The sequence below is a fragment of the Rhizobium sp. RAF36 genome (genome assembly GCF_052114105.1).
Lineage (GTDB): Bacteria > Pseudomonadota > Alphaproteobacteria > Rhizobiales > Rhizobiaceae > Rhizobium.
Genome location: NZ_JBFREC010000005.1, coordinates 301,865 through 319,372, shown reverse-complemented (window position 1 = coordinate 319,372; position 17,508 = coordinate 301,865). Strand labels below are relative to the sequence as shown.

General features: G+C 60.2%; 15 protein-coding genes and 1 tRNA gene. 11 read left to right on the top strand and 5 right to left on the bottom strand.

All coding sequences use genetic code 11. The features are described from left to right. Positions 1-7 precede the first annotated feature (7 nt). A complete protein-coding gene (locus AB4Z25_RS19635) occupies positions 8-1,942 on the bottom strand; it encodes a bifunctional 5-dehydro-2-deoxygluconokinase/5-dehydro-2-deoxyphosphogluconate aldolase (protein WP_112537566.1) in 1,935 nt (644 codons plus the stop codon). A 92-nt stretch (positions 1,943-2,034) separates the two neighbouring features. Continuing rightward, complete coding sequence (locus AB4Z25_RS19630) at positions 2,035-2,910, bottom strand: MurR/RpiR family transcriptional regulator (protein WP_112537565.1); 876 nt, start codon at positions 2,908-2,910, stop codon at positions 2,035-2,037. A gap of 209 nt (positions 2,911-3,119) precedes the next feature. On the opposite strand from AB4Z25_RS19630, the gene AB4Z25_RS19625 reads away from it, so the two are divergent. From AB4Z25_RS19625 to AB4Z25_RS19610, 4 genes are all read left to right on the top strand, one after another. After that, the gene (locus AB4Z25_RS19625; protein WP_112537564.1) at positions 3,120-4,235 is read left to right on the top strand and encodes a Gfo/Idh/MocA family protein; all 1,116 of its coding nucleotides are present in this window, start codon (positions 3,120-3,122) and stop codon (positions 4,233-4,235) included. Between the two features lie 77 nt (positions 4,236-4,312). Continuing rightward, on the top strand, positions 4,313-5,530 hold the full coding sequence (locus AB4Z25_RS19620; protein ID WP_442208835.1) for an NAD(P)/FAD-dependent oxidoreductase: 1,218 nt from the start codon (positions 4,313-4,315) through the stop codon (positions 5,528-5,530). Between the two features lie 85 nt (positions 5,531-5,615). Then, positions 5,616-5,705: transfer RNA gene (locus AB4Z25_RS19615), tRNA-Ser, on the top strand. Positions 5,706-6,269: 564 nt separating this feature from the next. Continuing rightward, positions 6,270-7,340: a porin gene (locus AB4Z25_RS19610; protein ID WP_112537562.1), complete on the top strand. Its 1,071-nt coding sequence runs from the start codon at positions 6,270-6,272 to the stop codon at positions 7,338-7,340. A gap of 105 nt (positions 7,341-7,445) precedes the next feature. On the opposite strand, the gene AB4Z25_RS19605 is transcribed toward AB4Z25_RS19610, so the two are convergent. Continuing rightward, the gene (locus tag AB4Z25_RS19605) at positions 7,446-8,333 is read right to left on the bottom strand and encodes an alpha/beta fold hydrolase (protein ID WP_112537561.1); all 888 of its coding nucleotides are present in this window, start codon (positions 8,331-8,333) and stop codon (positions 7,446-7,448) included. 56 nt (positions 8,334-8,389) lie between these two features. Continuing rightward, entirely contained in the window at positions 8,390-10,456 is a 2,067-nt protein-coding gene (locus AB4Z25_RS19600; protein WP_112537560.1) for a lytic transglycosylase domain-containing protein, read from the bottom strand. A 216-nt stretch (positions 10,457-10,672) separates the two neighbouring features. Here AB4Z25_RS19600 and dapA point away from each other — a divergent pair, with 216 nt between their 5' ends. Then, positions 10,673-11,557, top strand: coding sequence for a 4-hydroxy-tetrahydrodipicolinate synthase (gene dapA, locus AB4Z25_RS19595; protein WP_112390787.1), 885 nt, complete (start codon positions 10,673-10,675; stop codon positions 11,555-11,557). A 112-nt stretch (positions 11,558-11,669) separates the two neighbouring features. Further along, on the top strand, positions 11,670-12,149 hold the full coding sequence (gene smpB / locus AB4Z25_RS19590) for an SsrA-binding protein SmpB (RefSeq protein ID WP_112390788.1): 480 nt from the start codon (positions 11,670-11,672) through the stop codon (positions 12,147-12,149). A 134-nt stretch (positions 12,150-12,283) separates the two neighbouring features. Here the strand turns inward: smpB and AB4Z25_RS19585 are convergent, their stop codons facing one another. Beyond that, positions 12,284-12,865 (bottom strand): LabA-like NYN domain-containing protein, encoded by a 582-nt coding sequence (locus tag AB4Z25_RS19585; RefSeq protein ID WP_112517113.1) that lies wholly within the window; start codon positions 12,863-12,865, stop codon positions 12,284-12,286. A gap of 293 nt (positions 12,866-13,158) precedes the next feature. Here AB4Z25_RS19585 and rpoZ point away from each other — a divergent pair, with 293 nt between their 5' ends. The 5 genes from rpoZ (at position 13,159) to acpS (ending at position 17,419) form a co-directional block, all read left to right on the top strand. Further along, a complete protein-coding gene (gene rpoZ / locus AB4Z25_RS19580; RefSeq protein ID WP_112390789.1) occupies positions 13,159-13,563 on the top strand; it encodes a DNA-directed RNA polymerase subunit omega in 405 nt (134 codons plus the stop codon). Positions 13,564-13,704: 141 nt separating this feature from the next. After that, a complete protein-coding gene (locus tag AB4Z25_RS19575; RefSeq protein ID WP_112390790.1) occupies positions 13,705-15,939 on the top strand; it encodes a RelA/SpoT family protein in 2,235 nt (744 codons plus the stop codon). A gap of 165 nt (positions 15,940-16,104) precedes the next feature. Next, positions 16,105-16,254: a DUF3563 family protein gene (locus tag AB4Z25_RS19570; protein ID WP_112390791.1), complete on the top strand. Its 150-nt coding sequence runs from the start codon at positions 16,105-16,107 to the stop codon at positions 16,252-16,254. A 144-nt stretch (positions 16,255-16,398) separates the two neighbouring features. Further along, positions 16,399-16,989 carry a DUF2062 domain-containing protein gene (locus AB4Z25_RS19565; RefSeq protein ID WP_112390792.1) on the top strand — a complete coding sequence of 197 codons (591 nt, stop codon included), beginning with the start codon at positions 16,399-16,401 and terminating at the stop codon, positions 16,987-16,989. Between the two features lie 25 nt (positions 16,990-17,014). Beyond that, positions 17,015-17,419 carry a holo-ACP synthase gene (gene acpS, locus AB4Z25_RS19560; RefSeq protein WP_112390793.1) on the top strand — a complete coding sequence of 135 codons (405 nt, stop codon included), beginning with the start codon at positions 17,015-17,017 and terminating at the stop codon, positions 17,417-17,419. Positions 17,420-17,508: the final 89 nt, after the last annotated feature.

Genomic DNA, 17,508 nt, shown 5'->3' with positions numbered 1-17,508 from the left:
CAAATTCTCAGTTCAGCCCGCGCGTCTTCAGCCAGGCCTCGGTCAACTGGCGGAAACGGCCCGCCATGTCGGATATCGCCTCCTCGTCATTCATCTTGCCGGACAGCCAGCTGCGAGCGGCATCGGCAAAGATCGTGCGTCCGACGGCAAACCCCTTGACCGACGGGGCGGCGAGTGTCGCCTCGAAGCCCTTGAGCAATTCGTCGGCCGGCGCTTCCAGCCCGAGCAGCACGATACCACGGCACCATGGATCATTTTTGGCGATCACCGCATCGATCTTCTTCCAGGCGGCGCTCGATGCCTGCGGCTCGAGCTTCCACCAGTCGGGCTTGATGCCGAGCGCATAGAGCTCTTCCATTGCCGTCGAGACGGTATCGTCGGTCAGCGGTGCGTTCTTGCTGGCGATGATCTCGACCAGCAGCTCGCGGCCGACCTTGCGGGCGGCTTCGAACAGCGTGCGCAGCTTTTCCTGCTGCTCGAGCTTCAGCTCGGCCGGATCATCCGGGTGATAGAAGCACAGGCACTTGATGCAATGGTTCAGCGGCCATTCGACGAGCTGCGAGCCGATATCCTGGCTGAACTCGAAGCGCAGCGGCTTCGAACCCGGCAGCTCGACCGGGCGGCCGATCCAGGAGAAATTCTTGGTCGCGGCGTCGAAGAAGGCATCGCGGCCGAAGCGCTCGTCGATCAGCATGCCGTAGCCGCTGCGGTTGTTGGCAACCCGGGCGGCGGCTTCGACGGCCAGCCGCTTGAAGGCGACGATCTTCTTGTGATCGACGCCGAGTTCGTCGCAGACGCTGGTGAGCTGAGAGCGATGATCGATCGCCAGCGCCATCAGCAGCGGAATGTCGCCCTTGCGGGTCGATGCCCAGTGAATGTGGTTGATCGCCTCGTCCTTGCGCAGCGCCCGGTGTTCGCTGCCCTTCGTCAGGAAGAAGTCGAGTTCGGCCCAGGTCGGATATTCAGGCGAGCAGAGCAGACGGGAGACCGCGAAGGCGCCGCAGGCATTGGCCCAGGTGGCGCAGGTCTTCAGCGGCTCATGTTTCAGCCAGCCGCGCAGGAAGCCGGACATGAAGGCATCGCCGGCGCCGAGCACGTTGAACACCTCGATCGGGAAACCTTCGCCGACAATGCCGTCTTCCAGATTGTCGCTGATCGGGCCGTCATAGACGATACAGCCCATGGCGCCGCGCTTGAGCACGATCGTCGCCGGTGAAAGGCGGCGGATTTCCTTGAGCGCGCCGAGCACGTCATCGGCGCCCGAAGCGATCAGGATTTCCTCTTCCGTACCGATGATCAGATCGCAATCCGGCAGCGTTTCCTTCATTTTCGAGGAGACGCGGTCTGACTTCACATAGCGCTCGAAGCCCTCGGCATGGCCGGCAAGGCCCCAGAGATTCGGGCGGTAGTCGATATCGAAGATCACCTTGCGGCCATTCGCCTTGGCAATCCGGATCGCCTTGCGCTGTGCTGCTTCCGTATTCGGGCGGGAGAAATGCGTGCCGGAGACCAGAACCGCGCGCGATGACTTGATGAAGTCCTCGTCGACATCGCTTTCTTCCAGCGCCATGTCGGCGCAATCGGAGCGGTAGAAGATCATCGGCGAAACGCCTTCGGCCTCGACCGCCAGCAGAACCAGCGCCGTCAGCCGCTCCTTGTCGGTCTTGATGCCCTTGGTCTCGACGCCTTCACGCGCCGACTGCTCGATGATGAAGCGGCCCATCTGCTCGTTGCCGACGCGGGTGATCAGCGCCGATTTCAGCCCGAGCCGCGCCGTGCCGATGGCGATATTCGCCGGGCAACCGCCAACCGACTTCGCAAACGAGCCGATATCTTCAAGCCGCGTGCCGATCTGCTGGCCATAAAGGTCAACGGAGGAGCGGCCGATGGTGATCACATCGAGAGTTGCCTCGGGCTGTGAGCCCGGATTCGATTGTACCATAGTATCCTCCCGCTCATTTTTGTGCGGCGTCCAGCGCCTGCGAATTGACAATAATGAAACAACGGTTCCGTCTTGTTGTCAATTCGGAATGTTTATTCCATTTTGCTTTTCGACGGCTTTTGGCCCTGTGTCTTGCGCCGCCGCTCGGCGATCGCCACTGGAAGCGCCATGGTCAACGCCATCGAGGCCGATAGCGACCGGAACCCGGCAAAATCCGCCTCAGCCACTTCGAACCAGCAGGTGGCGCGCGAGGCGAGCGGCGAGAAGGCAGAATCGGTGATGGCAACGACCGGCACGCCGCGATCGGCAAGCGCTTCGGCCTGCGAAAGACTGTCGGCCGCATAGGGCGAGAAGCTCGCCGCGATCGCCGCATCCCGGGGTGTTGCGAACTGCACCATTTCAGGATCGACGCCATTCGGCGACGCAACGATCTGGTGGCGGATGCCGAGCTTCGAGAAGGCGTAGGTCATATGCGCCGTCAGCGGATAGGAGCGGCGCTTGGCGATCAGATAGATCGTCTCGGCGCTTGCTAGGATATCCACCGCCTTGGTGAAGGTCTCGCTCTGCACCGTCGAAGCCATCCGGTTGATCGACTGGCTCGCCGCGCCGATGAAGCCCGACAGCAGATTGGCGTCCTCATCGTCACCGCCGGATTGCTCCAGCGTCACCAGACGCTCTTCATAGCTCAGCGTCCGGTCGCGCAACCGTTCGCGGAAAATGCTCTGCAGATCCGAAAAGCCCTCGTAACCCAGATGATGCGCAAGCCGCACCAGCGTCGACGGTTGGACCTCGGAGGCTGCAGCGATGCTGGCCGTCGTGCCGAAGGCGATTTCATCGGGATTGCTGAGCGCGAAGGCGGCGACCTGCGCCAGTCGCTTCGGCATGCTCACCTTCCGCTCGATGATCGTGCTGCGCAGACTCTCGAAATCGCGGGGTACGCGCGTCTGCGCCTTGGCGTCGTTATCCATGCAGGCAATCCAAGAAATGAAACATATATTCCATATTTCGCACCATAGATGATTTCTCCCGGCGTTTCTAACTGTTTTTAATTCGCTGAATTTTCAGTATTTTAGACACAAACCCGGTACGCGTGCCGCAAATGCCGCAACATTAGTATCTTGTCAAAATGATCTAAATATTCCAAAAATCGCCTCGCTTTCGGAGGAGGATACGCAAAATGAGGCCACTTGGCATAGGTTTGATCGGTACCGGCTATATGGGCAAGTGCCACGCGCTGGCCTGGAATGCGGTCAAGACCGTCTTCGGCGATGTCGAGCGGCCGCGCCTCGTGCATCTGGCCGAAGCCAATCCCGATCTCGCCAGCTCGCGCGCCTCCGAATTTGGCTTCGAGAAGGCGACCGCCGATTGGCGGACGCTGATCGCTGATCCTGAGGTCGATGTCGTCTCGGTGACGACGCCCAACCAGTTCCACGCCGAGATGGCGATCGCAGCGCTTGAAGCGGGCAAGCACGTCTGGTGCGAAAAGCCGATGGCGCCTGCTTATAAGGACGCCAGGCGCATGCTCGATGTCGCCAAGGCATCGGGCAAGGTCGCGGTGCTCGGCTACAATTATATCCAGAACCCGATCATGCGGCATATCAAGACGCTGATCGAGGAAGGTGCGATCGGCACCGTCAATCATATCCGCGTCGAGATGGACGAGGACTTCATGGCCGATGCCGATGTCTTCTTCTATTGGAAGAGCGAACTCTCGGCAGGCTACGGTGCGCTCGACGATTTCGCCGTCCACCCGCTGTCGCTGCTCTGGTATCTCTTCGGCCATGTCGAGGCCGTGATTACAGATATGGTGAAGCCCTATGCCGATCGTCCGGTCAAGGAAGGCGGCCGCCGCGCTGTCGAGAATCACGATGCGGCCAATGTGCTGATGCGCCTCGGCGGCGGGATCTCCGCGGTCTTGATGGCCAACCGTGCCGCCTGGGGCCGCAAGGGCCGCATCACTCTGCAGATCTACGGCTCGAAGGGCTCGATCGCCTATGACCAGGAGCGGATGAACGAGTTCGACCTCTATCAGGCGACGGGGCGCGGCACGGAACAGGGCTACCGCAAGATTCTCGCGGCTCCGGCGCATCAGCCCTATGACCGCTTCATTCCCGCACCGGGCCACGGCCTCGGCTTCAACGATCTGAAGATCATCGAATGCCGCGAACTGATCCGGGCCATTTCGGGCGAGCCGTCGTCCTTGGTGACATTCGAAGACGGTCTTAGGATAGAGAAGTCTGTTCACGCCATGGCACAGTCGTTTCACGAGCGCCGCTGGATCGAGATCGATTGAAGAGATTCGCTTCCGGTTGACGGCGCAAGGGGCGGGGACTACCTCTCGCCCCAACAACGAATGCAGGGAGCGGGACCGTGACGGACAGACTGGTAATCATCGGCGCAGGGCAGGCAGGCTTCGCCATGGCTGCAAAACTCCGTGCCCTCAAGGACACCCGCCCGATTACCGTCCTCGGCGCCGAGGATGTGCTGCCCTACCAGCGTCCGCCGTTGTCCAAGAAATATCTGCTCGGCGAGATGAGCTTCGATCGCCTGCTGTTTCGCCCGGAGCAGTGGTACCCGGACAATAATGTCGAGATCCGCCTGTCGACCTGGGTCGAGCAGATCAAGCGCGACACCAAGCAGGTGCTGCTGCAGGACGGCTCCTCTATAGAATATGGAACGCTGGCGCTGACGACGGGCTCGACGCCGCGCAAGCTGCCGGCAGCCATCGGCGGCGATCTCGAAGGCGTCTATGTCGCCCGCGACAAGCGCGATGCCGACCTGCTGGCCGGCGAAATGCGCCCGGGCCGCCGAGTCCTTATTATAGGCGGCGGCTATATCGGTCTCGAAGCGGCGGCTGTAGCCCGCCATCTCGGCCTTGAAGTCACCGTCATCGAGATGGCCGATCGCATCCTGCAGCGCGTCGCCGCCAAGGAAACCGCTGACATCATCCGGGTGATTCACGAAACCCACGACGTCGTCATCCGCGAAAAGACCGGATTGAAGCATCTGATCGGCAAGGATGGCCGGGTTGTCGGCGCCGAGCTGTCCGACGGCTCGGTGATCGACATCGATTTCGCCATCGTCGGCATTGGCGTCGTCCCGAACGACCAGCTCGCAAAGGAAGCGGGCCTCGATGTCGCCAATGGAATCATCGTCGACGAGTTCGCCCGCACCTCTGATCCGTCCATATATGCAGCAGGCGATTGCGCCGTGCTCCCCTGGCAGGGCGGCAAGATCAGACTCGAATCGGTGCAGAACGCCGTCGACCAGGCCGATGCCGCCGCTGCAGTGATTGCAGGCGGCAGTGCCGCCTATGATCCGAAGCCGTGGTTCTGGTCGGATCAGTATGACGTGAAGCTGCAGATCGCCGGTTTCAACCTCGGCTACGATGAAACGCTGTTGCGCCCGGGCGCCCGCGAAGGCGCGCATTCGATCTGGTATTTCCGCAAGGGCCAGTTCATCGCCGTAGACGCCATCAACGACGCCAAGGCCTATGTGACGGGCAAGAAGATGCTGGAGACCGGAATCAATCCGGACAAGGCCATTCTGGCCGACGGTACTGCCGATCTGAAGCAGCTCCTGGCATAAAGACCGGGTGCCCTGTGGTCTCGACTGTGAAAAGCCGAAATAGCGCTTGATTCACCAGTCGAATGACTCTATCAGGCTCCCAACCGGAGAGGTGGCCGAGTGGTCGAAGGCGCTCCCCTGCTAAGGGAGTATACCCGAGAGGGTATCGTGGGTTCGAATCCCATCTTCTCCGCCATCCTTCCCAAAAAAGATCATTCAGCATTTCGTTTGTGACGCCCGGCTGCGAATCCGCATCGGGCGTTTTGCCGTTCAAATGGAATCGAATTCAGTTGCCCGCAGAATCAAAAATGGGAATCACCGCAGGCCGGATGTGATTCACGAGCCTCCATCTCTGGTCATCGGCGCAAACCAAATCCTCCGGCACGACAAGCAAGATGTGCCGAAAGCCCCGAATCCGGCGGAAAATCGGTATCATTGCGGCACATAACGCCGGTTCATCCACATGTGTGATGCCGCTAAACCCCTGCAAAACCGGGCGTTTCTTAACGAAGTATAAAGAAGCCGGCGGGGCGTATGTCGATTTTGTGTCCTTTGAGCAACAGGGGTCTGTGAAGGCAGATGCAAACAGCACAAAGGAGGCAGTTGGTGATTGCGTGACGGACGGCGTCTTGTATTTTCAACCTCGGAAGCGAGGGCGGTTGATCGTCCGACTTCTTGAAACATGGGGATGGGGCAGGGAACGCTGCTCTAACGGCGAAAAATCCCAGACCCGATCGAAACTTTGAATTGGAGGTCACCAATGACAATCAAGAGCCTTCTTCTCGGCTCCGCTGCTGCTCTCGCAGTAGTATCCGGTGCACAGGCTGCCGACGCTATCGTTGCAGCTGAACCGGAAGCAGTAGAATACGTTCGCGTTTGCGACGCATACGGCACTGGCTACTTCTACATCCCGGGCACCGAAACCTGCCTCAAGATCGAAGGCTACGTTCGTTTTGACGTAAACTTCGGCTTCGGCGATGCGTACGAAACCGGCGGCACGCCGACCGGCGCGACTGAAGACTGGAACGTCCGCACCCGCGGTCAGGTTCAGTTCACCGCCAAGAGCGACACTGAATACGGTCCGCTCACCGGCGTTATCGTCTATCAGGCTAACTACCGTCCGGCTGGCGCCGCTCTGGATCAGGGCAACCAGAACGAAACCGTTCTCGACACCGCTTACATCGACATCGCTGGCCTCCGCGTCGGTAAGTTCGTTAACTGGTGGGACGATGACTTCTCGGGCGAGTTCGACACGCTGAACTCCGGCACGACCAGCTTCAACACCATCCGTTACCAGTATGAGTCTGGCGACTTCTACGCTGGTATCGCTGTTGAAGAACTCGGCGGCCAGGACTTCGATTGGGAAACCAATGGTAATGACGTCGGTATCGACGTTGGCGTTGGTGGCACGGCTGGTGCCTTCACGTACCAGGTCATCGGCGGCTACGACATCGACGCTGAAGAAGGCGCTGTTCGCGTAAAGCTCGGTGCTGACATCGGTCCGGGTACCTTCGGTATCGCTGGTATCTACTCCAGCGGCCAGAGCGCATACTACACGGCTGGTGAATGGTCGATCGCTGCTCAGTACGCTGTCAAGGCTACCGACAAGTTCACCATCACTCCTGGCGTTCAGTACATCGGCAACACCGAACTTGACGTCGACGGCAACTACGACGACGGCCACACCTGGCTCGCTGGCGTAACGCTCGACTACCAGATCGCAGAGAACCTCTCCACGAAGCTGGCAATCAACTACGGCAATGCTGACGACGGCGCTGGCAACAGCACGGACGGCGTAAACGGCTTCTTCCGCCTGCAGCGCGCATTCTAATCTGATCTGACTTCGGTCAAATCAGGAAAGCCCGGCTCTCGAGCCGGGCTTTTTGTTTTTCAGCGTATCGTCAAATCGATTTGCTTGGTCCCGATGCGGTAGCCGCTAACCGCAAGCTTCGATGAATTGCTGCAACCGCTCGGCAATGCCATCGATATGCAGCGACGGCGCGTGTCCCTGGCCTGAAGCTGTCAGAAGTTCGGCCCGCGGATGGCGCCTCAGCATCTTGTTTGCTGTCTCTTCAGACAACAGCTTGGAATTCTCGCCGCGCACGATCATCAGCGGCGCAACCGCCATCGCCTCGAACTGCGCCCACATATCCGGCAACGGCTTACTGAGGTCTGCTGCCCTCATCGCTTCAGCGATCGCCGGATCGAAGTCGCTGACGATCAGGCTGCTGTCCTGCCGATAGATCGCCTGCGCCATCTCGCGCCAATCATCCGCCGAAAGCGCCGGAAAGTCGCGGCCGTGCAGACCGCGTAGAATCTCGGCGGCATCGGCAAAGTTCTCTGGCCTCCGCGCCTGCGATAGGTAATCCTGGATATGCCGCAGACCTGCCGGTTCCAGCACCGGCCCGACGTCGTTGAGCACCACACCTGCCAGCAATTCCGGTTTCACCACTGCGATCAGATGCAGGATCAATCCTCCGCGCGAGGTGCCGATGAAGGCGGCGCGGGGGACATTGAGTGCGTCGCAAAGCATCAGCACATCCTGCGCTTCGACGGCGATATTGTAGTTCGCCTTGTTGTCATCCCAGTCGGAGAGCCCGCGGCCGCGATAGTCGAGGGCGATGACACGGCGGGGGAATTGCGGGTGGCGCGAGAGAAAGATCGCCAGCTGGTGAAAGTCGCGGGAGTTGCGTGTCAGCCCCGGCAGGCAGATGACGGGAAGGGCGGCATTCAGATCACTGCCATAGTCCCGCGCATGCAGGCGCAGGCCGTCTGCCGTGGTGATCGTCCGTGCCACAAAGCCAGTTCCGAAATCGGTCGCCATCGCAATCTCCCTGTCGAGAGAGAGGTTAGCGCCGCTGCATCATCTCGCAAGTGCCATTACGAGGAGCGGCCGCCGATCAGATCGCGCTCGATATCGGGCGTCTGTCCGAGGCGGGCTTTGTAGACCTCGTAGTTCTCCATCACACGCTGCACGTAGTTGCGCGTTTCGGGGAAGGGGATGCGCTCGATCCAGTCGACGATTTCGTCGATATTCTTGCCGCGCGGGTCGCCGTAGCGGGCGATCCATTCGGGCACGCGTTTCGGGCCGGCATTATAGGCGATGAAGGTCAGGATATAGGAGCCGCCGAAGGCGTCGATCTGCTCGCCGAGATAATGGGCGCCGAGTGTCGCGTTATAGCCGGCATCACCCGTCAGCTTGTCGGCGGAGTAGGCGATGTTGTGCCGCTTGGCGACTGCCTTGGCGGTGCCGGGCAGAAGCTGCAGCAACCCGCGGGCATTGGCGGCGGAGACAGCGGCCGGATTGAAGGCGCTTTCCTGACGGGCGATGGCATAGGCGAGTGCCTTGCCGGAGCCAGAAATATTGGCGCTTGCGGGAATGACGCCGACGGGGAAGGCAAGCGCTGCGACATCGATGCCGCGCGAATAGGCAATCTTGCCGATCTGCAGCGACAGGTGATGATCACCGGAGCGCTCGGCCTGCGCGGTGAGAATCGCCAGTTCGCCGGGGCTCTGGATCTGGTCGGCAAGCGCCAGATAGAGTGCTGCTGCCCGCCAGCCATGTCCGGCGGCTTCAAGTCGCGCTATCGCCTGCACCGCTTCGCGCGATTGCAGGTTCTGCCGGTCCTGGCTGGTCGGCGACGGGTAGGAAACATCAAGCGTCTTGCGGCCCAGCCGCTCGCTGGCGAGCTGACCGTAGAAGGTGCTCGGCAGGCTCGCCGCCTTTGTATAGAATTCTTTCGATTGACCGGGGCCGCCGGCCTCCGCCGAGCGTCCGAGCCAATACCAGGCGCGAGACACCGAAAGCGGGCCGCTGGAGATTTGCAGGATCTTGCGGAAATGCTGTTCGGCGGCGTTGGGGTCCTGAAGGCCGCGCAGCGCATACCAGCCGGCATGGAACTCAGCCTCAACGATATCGGTCGGGCTCGTCGCCACGCTGTTGGAAACGATGCGATAGGCGGCGGCAAACTGTCCCTGATCGACCAGCCCGCGGCTGATGATCCGTTGCTCGTTCCACCATTCGCCGGCATTCACAAGCTCGTCGCGCTTCGATGGCATCTGCGCCAGAAGCTTCGCGGCCTCTGCATATTTCTCCTGTTTGCGCAGATATTCGATGCGGGCAAAGAGATAGCCGGGGTCGGTGCCCCATGTCTTGTCGACGCCGTTGAGCAGGGCTGCGGCGTTCGGCGCCTTGGCGGCGACGGCCGCCCAGGCCTTGTAGAGCGATTGCGCCTGTCCCATGTCGCCGAAGCGCTTGGCTTGTGCCGTGCGGCCGCGATACATGAGATAGTCCATGCGTGCCTTGTGGTCGGCAGGCGTGATCAGGCCGGAAAACTCGGCAAGGATCTTGTCTTCGGTTGGCTTGTCGAGGCTCTGGCCGCGCCAGACCTTGCGGATATATTTGGCGGCCTGCGCCTGCTTTCCGGCCGAAACCAGCGCACGCGACAGAATGATGGCGCCCTCGTTTGTCTCCGGCGCGGTATCGCCGAAAGCGGCAAACACAGCCGCCGGGTCAGGGTTTTCGTCGTAGAGTGCGCGTTCCGAATTGGCGCGCAGCCGCGAAAGACCGGGCCAGCCTTTCAGCTCCTGCGAGGCGCCGGCGATCTCGTAGGATGGGATACCCTTCTGTCCGGACATGGCGATCGCCCAGGTCAGGATATGGCGGTCGAGCGTTCCCTTCGCCATGCCGTCGCGAATGGAGATAGCCTGCTGCGGATCCTTGGCCGATAGCGCGTCGAGCCCGCTCTTGAGGTCGCCGTTCACAGGCGCGAGCGTGCGCGGAATGGCGCCGGTCATGATCGATTCCGGCATGGATGTCTGCGGCACATAGCCGATGGGCTTGACGTCGGGAACCGGAACATCTGTCTGCGGCAATGGCGACGCAACACTGCTCCACGCGGCGGCCGACAGGCCGAGGGCGGTCAGGGTCAGGACAGCTCTTCTCATCCGGGATACTCGCAACGAAAACGTGGCCCCAAGTCTCGCAAACGGCATCTTAATGAAAGCTTACCGGAACCGGTAAACTTCGTTCACATTTGATATCGGAATTTGCCCTAAACCGATCTCAGCATGCTTGTCGCGGCGTTTTCACCGCTCTATGGTGCGCAACTCTTATCCAAAGAATGCGGCCGAAGCGTGGATTTCGGCCTTAGGGAGTTCTGCATGTTCAAGGGATCCATTCCCGCCCTCGTCACCCCCTTCACGGATTCTGGCAATGTCGATGAAGCGGCTTTCGCCGCCCATGTCGATTGGCAGATCAAGGAAGGAAGCAGCGGCCTCGTTCCTGTCGGCACGACCGGCGAATCGCCGACGCTGTCGCATGCCGAGCACAAACGGGTGGTGGAACTCTGCATCGAGGCGGCCGCCAAGCGCGTCCCTGTTATGGCCGGTGCCGGATCGAACAACACGCGCGAAGCGATCGAGCTTGCCCAGCATGCCGAAAAGGCAGGCGCGGATGCCGTGCTCGTCGTCACGCCCTATTACAACAAGCCGACACAGAAGGGCCTGATCGCCCATTTCTCGGCGATCGCCGAGGCGGTCAAGCTGCCGATCTACATCTACAACATCCCCGGCCGTTCGGTGATCGACATGTCGCCGGAGACGATGGGTGCGCTCGCCAAGGCGCATTCCAACATCGTCGGCGTCAAGGATGCGACGGGCAAGATCGAGCGCGTCTCCGACCAGCGCATCACCTGCGGCAAGGATTTCCGCCAGCTTTCCGGTGAAGACGCAACAGCGCTGGGCTTCAACGCTCACGGTGGCGTCGGCTGTATTTCGGTCGTTGCCAATGTCGCGCCACGCCTCTGTGCGGAGTTCCAGGCGGCAACGCTGGCTGGCGATTACGTCAAGGCGCTGGAATATCAGGATCGGCTGATGCCGCTGCACAAGGCAGTGTTCATGGAGCCGGGCGTCTGTGGCGCGAAATACGGTCTGGCCAAGCTTGGCCGCATGAGCCGCAACGTTCGCTCGCCGCTGGTCGCCTCGCTGGAAGCCGGCACAGAAGCCGCGATGGACGCAGCGCTCCGTCACGCCGGCCTGTTGAACTGAACCAGAGGTGAGGGCGGGCTTGCCCGTCTTCACAAGCACGGGTGGTTCCCCTACATAAGTGGCAGGAAATGAGGGCGCGCCGTCGTGCGCCCCAAGCAGTTGGAATTTCGTCATGGCCCCCAAAGGCAGCCAGCGCATCGTCAAGAAGGTTGTCGCCGAAAACCGCAAGGCGCGCTTCAACTACGAGATCATCGACACCTATGAAGCGGGGCTCATGCTGATGGGCACCGAGGTCAAGGCACTGCGCGACGGCAAGGCCAATATCGCTGAATCCTATGCATCGGACGAGGGTGGCGAAATCTGGCTGATCAATTCCTATCTGCCGGAATATCTGCAGGCCAACCGCTTCAATCACGAGCCGCGCCGCCGCCGCAAGCTGCTGCTGTCTGCGCGTGAAATCAATCGCTTGCGCTCCGGCATCAACCGCGAAGGCATGACGCTCGTGCCATTGAAGATCTACTTCAACGAACAGGGGCGCGCCAAGATGGAGCTCGCCCTCGCCAAGGGCAAGAAGCTGCACGACAAGCGCGAGACGGAGAAGGAACGCGATTGGAACCGGCAGAAGAGCCGGTTGCTCAAGGACAATCGCTGATCCTCAGCGCCTTCTGGCATTACCAGCGCGCTAAAAGACAATCGGACCGCAATCGAAGATCACGGTCCGATGGAACAAACTCATCACGGAAGAAGGATGCAGCCGGATCACGCAGGTGAACCGGCCAGCCGGTCTTATTCGTCGGTCTCAGCGGCTGCGGGAGCCTCGACCTGCCTCTGCGGCCGCTCGGAAGGATCGCGGCCGATTTCTGCCTTGAGCGACAGAAGATCGATGAAGTGATCGGCCTGGCGGCGCAGATCGTCAGCGATCATCGGCGGCTGGGTTGCCATCGTCGAGATGATCGAAACCTTGCGGCCGCGGCGCTGCAGCGCTTCGACCAGCGTCGTAAAATCGCCGTCGCCGGAGAAGATGACGAGGTGATCGACGGTTTCGGACTGTTCCATCGCGTCTATCGCGAGTTCGATATCCATGTTGCCCTTGATCTTGCGGCGGCCCATGGAGTCGGTGAATTCCTTCGCAGGCTTGGTTACAACCTTGTAGCCGTTGTAATCCAGCCAGTCGATCAGCGGGCGGATCGAGGAATATTCCTGGTCTTCGATCAACGCCGTATAATAGTAAGCACGCAGCAGGTAGCCGCGTTTCTGGAATGCTTTCAGCAGCTTGCGGTAGTCAATATCGAAGCCGAGGCTCTTGGATGCCGCATAAAGGTTGGCGCCATCGATAAAGAGCGCAATTTTTTCCCGTGGGTCGAACATCGCCTGCCAATCCAATTAGAGTAATCCAAATAGTCTCTCGTCAAAAACACATAAAAACAATGGCTTAACTGGCGAGAGGAATAATCCGTAATTTATGAATTATTCATATACAGGAGATTTAGGGCACGATTCGGCATATTCCAAGCAACTATTGGTGGAAATGTCATATTCTCCGTGCGATTTTAACAGGATAGGCCGTAAACCGCAGGCCTACGCACGAAAAACTTGAATTCGCCGGGTTTTAATTGTATCGGGCGTACCAATCCCGAGATCACGACCGCAAAGGACAGGCAATGGCCCGTGTCACAGTTGAAGATTGCATCGACAAAGTAGAGAACCGCTTCGAGCTGGTTCTGCTTGCCAGCCACCGCGCCCGGCTGATTTCCCAGGGTGCCTCGATCACCATCGATCGCGACAACGACAAGAACCCGGTCGTAGCTCTGCGCGAAATCGCAGACGAGACCCTGTCTCCCGACGACCTGAAGGAAGACCTGATCCATTCGCTGCAGAAGCATGTCGAAGTCGACGAGCCCGAGCCCGATCCGGCCAGCCTGATTGCTGCCGGCGGCGTATCGGCTGCCGATGGCGAAGATCAGGACGATCAGCCGGAAACCATCACGTTCGACCAGATGTCGGAAGAAGAGCTTCTGGCCGGTATCGAAGGCCTCGTGCCGCCGGAAAAGAGCGACGACTACTAAGTCGCTGCCTGTCCGGTGCGCCAAATGATTTGACGATTACCAATCGTCAATCTTGCGCCTTTATTGCTACGGCATAATATTGATGATCCGTGCGCCAATCGTTGATTGGCGCGCTTTTATTTTTGTCGGAGTATTTTCGGGATGATGCGTCAGTACGAGCTCGTGGAGCGGGTGCAGAAATACAAGCCCGACGCCAATGAAGCTCTGCTGAACAAAGCCTATGTCTATGCCATGCAGAAGCACGGCCAGCAGAAGCGCGCCAGCGGCGATCCCTACATCTCCCATCCGCTCGAAGTCGCGGCCATTCTGACCGACATGCATCTCGACGAGTCGACGATTGCGGTCGCCCTGCTGCATGACACGATCGAGGATACGACGGCGACCCGCGCCGAGATCGACGAGCTGTTCGGCGAAGACATCGGCCGCCTCGTCGAGGGTCTCACCAAGATCAAAAAGCTCGACCTCGTCACCAAGAAGGCGAAGCAGGCCGAGAACCTCCGCAAGCTGCTGCTTGCCATTTCCGACGACGTGCGCGTGCTGCTCGTCAAGCTGGCCGACCGTCTGCACAACATGCGCACGCTCGACCATATGGCCGCGGACAAGCGCGCGCGCATTTCCGAGGAGACGATGGATATCTATGCGCCGCTCGCCGGCCGCATGGGTATGCAGGACATGCGCGACGAGCTCGAGGAGCTCTCCTTCCGTCACATCAACCCGGAAGCCTATGAGACCGTCACCAAGCGCCTAGAGGAGCTCTCCCAGCGCAATGAAGGCCTCGTCAAGAAGATCGAGACGGAACTGCGCGATCTGCTCGTGGCAAACGGCATGGCGAGCGTTTACGTCAAGGGCCGCCAGAAGAAACCCTATTCGGTCTTCCGCAAGATGCAGTCGAAATCGCTTTCCTTCGAGCAGCTGTCGGATGTCTACGGTTTCCGAATCCTCGTCGATGAAATTCCTGCCTGCTACCGGGCGCTCGGCATCGTCCACACCCGCTGGCGCGTCGTTCCCGGCCGCTTCAAGGACTACATCTCGACGCCGAAGCAGAACGACTACCGTTCGCTGCACACAACCATCGTCGGCCCGTCCTCGCAGCGTATCGAGCTGCAGATCCGCACCAAGCGCATGCACGAGATCGCCGAATACGGTATCGCCGCCCACACCCTCTACAAGGACGGCGCGACGACGCCCGACGGCGATATCCTGTCGCGCGAATCCAATGCCTATTCCTGGCTGCGTCACACCATCGAGGCGCTGGCCGAAGGCGACAGCCCGGAAGAATTCCTCGAGCACACCAAGCTCGAGCTCTTCCAGGACCAGGTCTTCTGTTTCACGCCGAAGGGCAAGCTGATCGCCCTGCCGCGTGGCGCGACGCCGATCGACTTTGCCTATGCCGTCCATACCAATATCGGCGACACCACCGTTGGCGCCAAGATCAACGGCCGCATCATGCCGCTGGTGACGAGGCTGGCGAATGGTGACGAAGTCGAGATCATCCGTTCTGGTGTGCAGGTGCCGCCGGCCGCGTGGGAAGAGATCGTCGTCACCGGCAAGGCGCGTGCTGCCATCCGCCGCGCCACCCGCATGGCCATCCGCAAGCAATATGCTGGCCTCGGCCACCGTATTCTCGAGCGCACCTTCGACCGCGCCGGCAAGATCTTCTCGCGCGATGCGATGAAGCCTGCACTGCACCGCCTCGGCCAGAAGGATGTCGAGGATGCGATCGCCGCTGTCGGCCGCGGCGAGATGTCATCGCTCGACGTGCTGCGCGCCGTCTATCCCGATCATCAGGACGAGCGCGTCACCGTCAAGCCGAGCGGCGACGAGGGCTGGTTCAACGTCCGCAGCGCCTCGGGCATGATCTTCAAGGTTCCGGGCAAGAACAAGGAAGGTGCCGAAGCGGGCCTTCTCGCAGGCGAGCCCGGCGTCGACGCGGTTCCGATCCGCGGCATCTCCAGCAACATCGCCGTCCAGTTCGCGCCGACAGGTGCTGTGCCCGGTGATCGCATCGTCGGCATCATGGAGAAGGGGAAGGGGATCACCATCTATCCGATCCAGTCCTCCGCTCTGCAGCATTTTGACGACCAGCCGGACCGCTGGATCGATGTCCGCTGGGATCTCGATGAGGCCAACAAGTCGCGCTTCATGGCCCGCATTCTGGTCAATGCGCTGAACGAGCCGGGCACCCTTGCAAAAGTGGCGCAGACGGTTGGCGGTCTCGACGTCAACATCCGCATCCTGAACACGGTGCGTGTTGCCGCCGATTTCACCGAAATGACGCTGGATATCGAGGTGTGGGACCTGCGCCAGCTGAACCAGATGCTCGCTCAGCTCAAGGAACTGGACTGCATTGCCACCGTGCGGCGCCTCTACGACTGAGGCGTCTGCACATTTTATGATCGTTTTGTGACCAAATTTGCACGACGAAAAGGCCATGTATGCATTATGCGCATGGCTGCACTCGTATTAGAGCGTTGGTAATTGTGCGCTGCAGCACCTATCTTCCGTGTCATCAGAGAATGAACGAAAGAAAGAGACAACGTTATGTTTGGTCCTATCAAGAAAATCGCCCGCGCCCTTCGCGCTCCGAGCGCCCAGGAACGTGAAATGGCCTACCTGAACGGTTCACATGATCGTATTGATCTTGAATATCGTCAGCGTCAGGTTGACCGCGGTCTGTTCCGCGCCCGTTAATCTGCGAATAATACTTCCGAAACTGTGATGGGGCGCCCTGTATGATGTGCGCCCTGTGCGAAGAAACTGGACGGCGCGGCTGGCGGTAACCGTGATTATTCGCCGCTCTTGTCATGGTGAGGTGCCCTGCACTAAATAGCCGCCATGTTGTTCCGCCGTAGAAAACCCGCAGGATTTCGAGAAAGAATGCGCGAGGCCTTCTGGCCACGCAAAGGCTTTCTGCGCCCCATGCGTTACTTGAAGATGCGCGTCCTCAGATTGACGGCCTCGCCGCATGCCGTTGCGGCGGGCGTGGCTGCCGGCGTCTTCGTGTCCTGGACGCCATTCATCGGCGTGCATTTCATCATGGCCTTCGTCATCACCTACTTCCTGTCGGGAAGCATGGTGGCCGCCGCACTCGGATGCGCCGCCTTCGGCAATCCGCTGACCTATCCCTTCATCTGGGGCATCACCTGGGAAATCGGGCATTTGCTGCTGGCGCGCAAGGATACGCTGGCCGGCCAGCAGATCGATCTCCACGAGATGTTCCATCAGCTGCATTTCACTGAGCTCTGGCGCCCGGTACTGGAGCCGATGCTGATCGGCGCCATTCCGCCCGCCGCCGTCACCTCCGTTGTGCTTTATATGCTGACATACTACACCGTCAGTGGCTTTCAGTCGCGCCGCCGCACGCGGTTGATGGATCGCGCCAAGCTCCGTCTCGCCATCGCCGAGCATGACGTGCCGACGGTATGACGTCTCGCCCGCAGAAGGACCTTTCATGATCATCGGCATTGGCAGCGATCTCATCGATATCAGGCGCGTCGAGAAATCGATCGAGCGTTTTGGCGAGCGTTTCACAAACCGCTGCTTTACCGACGTCGAGCGGGCCCGCTCCGACCGCCGGGCGAACCGGGCCGAATCCTACGCCAAACGCTTCGCCGCCAAGGAAGCCTGCTCGAAGGCTCTTGGAACGGGCATCGCCCAGGGTGTCTTCTGGAAGGATATGGGCGTCGTCAATCTGCCGAGCGGCAAGCCGACGATGCGCCTGACGGGCGGGGCGGCCGAAATCCTGCAGGCAATGATGCCTGCAGCGCACCGGCCGGTCATTCATTTGACAATAACCGATGATTATCCGCTTGCTCAGGCATTCGTGATCATCGAGGCGCTGCCGGAAGGCATCTGAGCCGCGGCCTGTCGTCGCTTTTAATGTTCGCGCCATTGCCGCCACCGGCCGAAGCCGCTAGAGAGAAGCAACTATAGAATTGCGCCGCT

Excerpts from the sequence above, each read along its gene's own strand:
- AB4Z25_RS19635 (WP_112537566.1), bottom strand. The coding sequence starts at position 1,942 with ATGGTACAATCGAATCCGGGCTCACAGCCCGAGGCAACTCTCGATGTG.
- AB4Z25_RS19630 (WP_112537565.1), bottom strand. The coding sequence starts at position 2,910 with ATGGATAACGACGCCAAGGCGCAGACGCGCGTACCCCGCGATTTCGAG.
- AB4Z25_RS19625 (WP_112537564.1), top strand. The coding sequence starts at position 3,120 with ATGAGGCCACTTGGCATAGGTTTGATCGGTACCGGCTATATGGGCAAG.
- AB4Z25_RS19610 (WP_112537562.1), top strand. The coding sequence starts at position 6,270 with ATGACAATCAAGAGCCTTCTTCTCGGCTCCGCTGCTGCTCTCGCAGTA.
- AB4Z25_RS19605 (WP_112537561.1), bottom strand. The coding sequence starts at position 8,333 with ATGGCGACCGATTTCGGAACTGGCTTTGTGGCACGGACGATCACCACG.
- AB4Z25_RS19600 (WP_112537560.1), bottom strand. The coding sequence starts at position 10,456 with ATGAGAAGAGCTGTCCTGACCCTGACCGCCCTCGGCCTGTCGGCCGCC.
- dapA (WP_112390787.1), top strand. The coding sequence starts at position 10,673 with ATGTTCAAGGGATCCATTCCCGCCCTCGTCACCCCCTTCACGGATTCT.
- smpB (WP_112390788.1), top strand. The coding sequence starts at position 11,670 with ATGGCCCCCAAAGGCAGCCAGCGCATCGTCAAGAAGGTTGTCGCCGAA.
- AB4Z25_RS19585 (WP_112517113.1), bottom strand. The coding sequence starts at position 12,865 with ATGTTCGACCCACGGGAAAAAATTGCGCTCTTTATCGATGGCGCCAAC.
- rpoZ (WP_112390789.1), top strand. The coding sequence starts at position 13,159 with ATGGCCCGTGTCACAGTTGAAGATTGCATCGACAAAGTAGAGAACCGC.
- AB4Z25_RS19575 (WP_112390790.1), top strand. The coding sequence starts at position 13,705 with ATGATGCGTCAGTACGAGCTCGTGGAGCGGGTGCAGAAATACAAGCCC.
- AB4Z25_RS19570 (WP_112390791.1), top strand. The coding sequence starts at position 16,105 with ATGTTTGGTCCTATCAAGAAAATCGCCCGCGCCCTTCGCGCTCCGAGC.
- AB4Z25_RS19565 (WP_112390792.1), top strand. The coding sequence starts at position 16,399 with ATGTTGTTCCGCCGTAGAAAACCCGCAGGATTTCGAGAAAGAATGCGC.
- acpS (WP_112390793.1), top strand. The coding sequence starts at position 17,015 with ATGATCATCGGCATTGGCAGCGATCTCATCGATATCAGGCGCGTCGAG.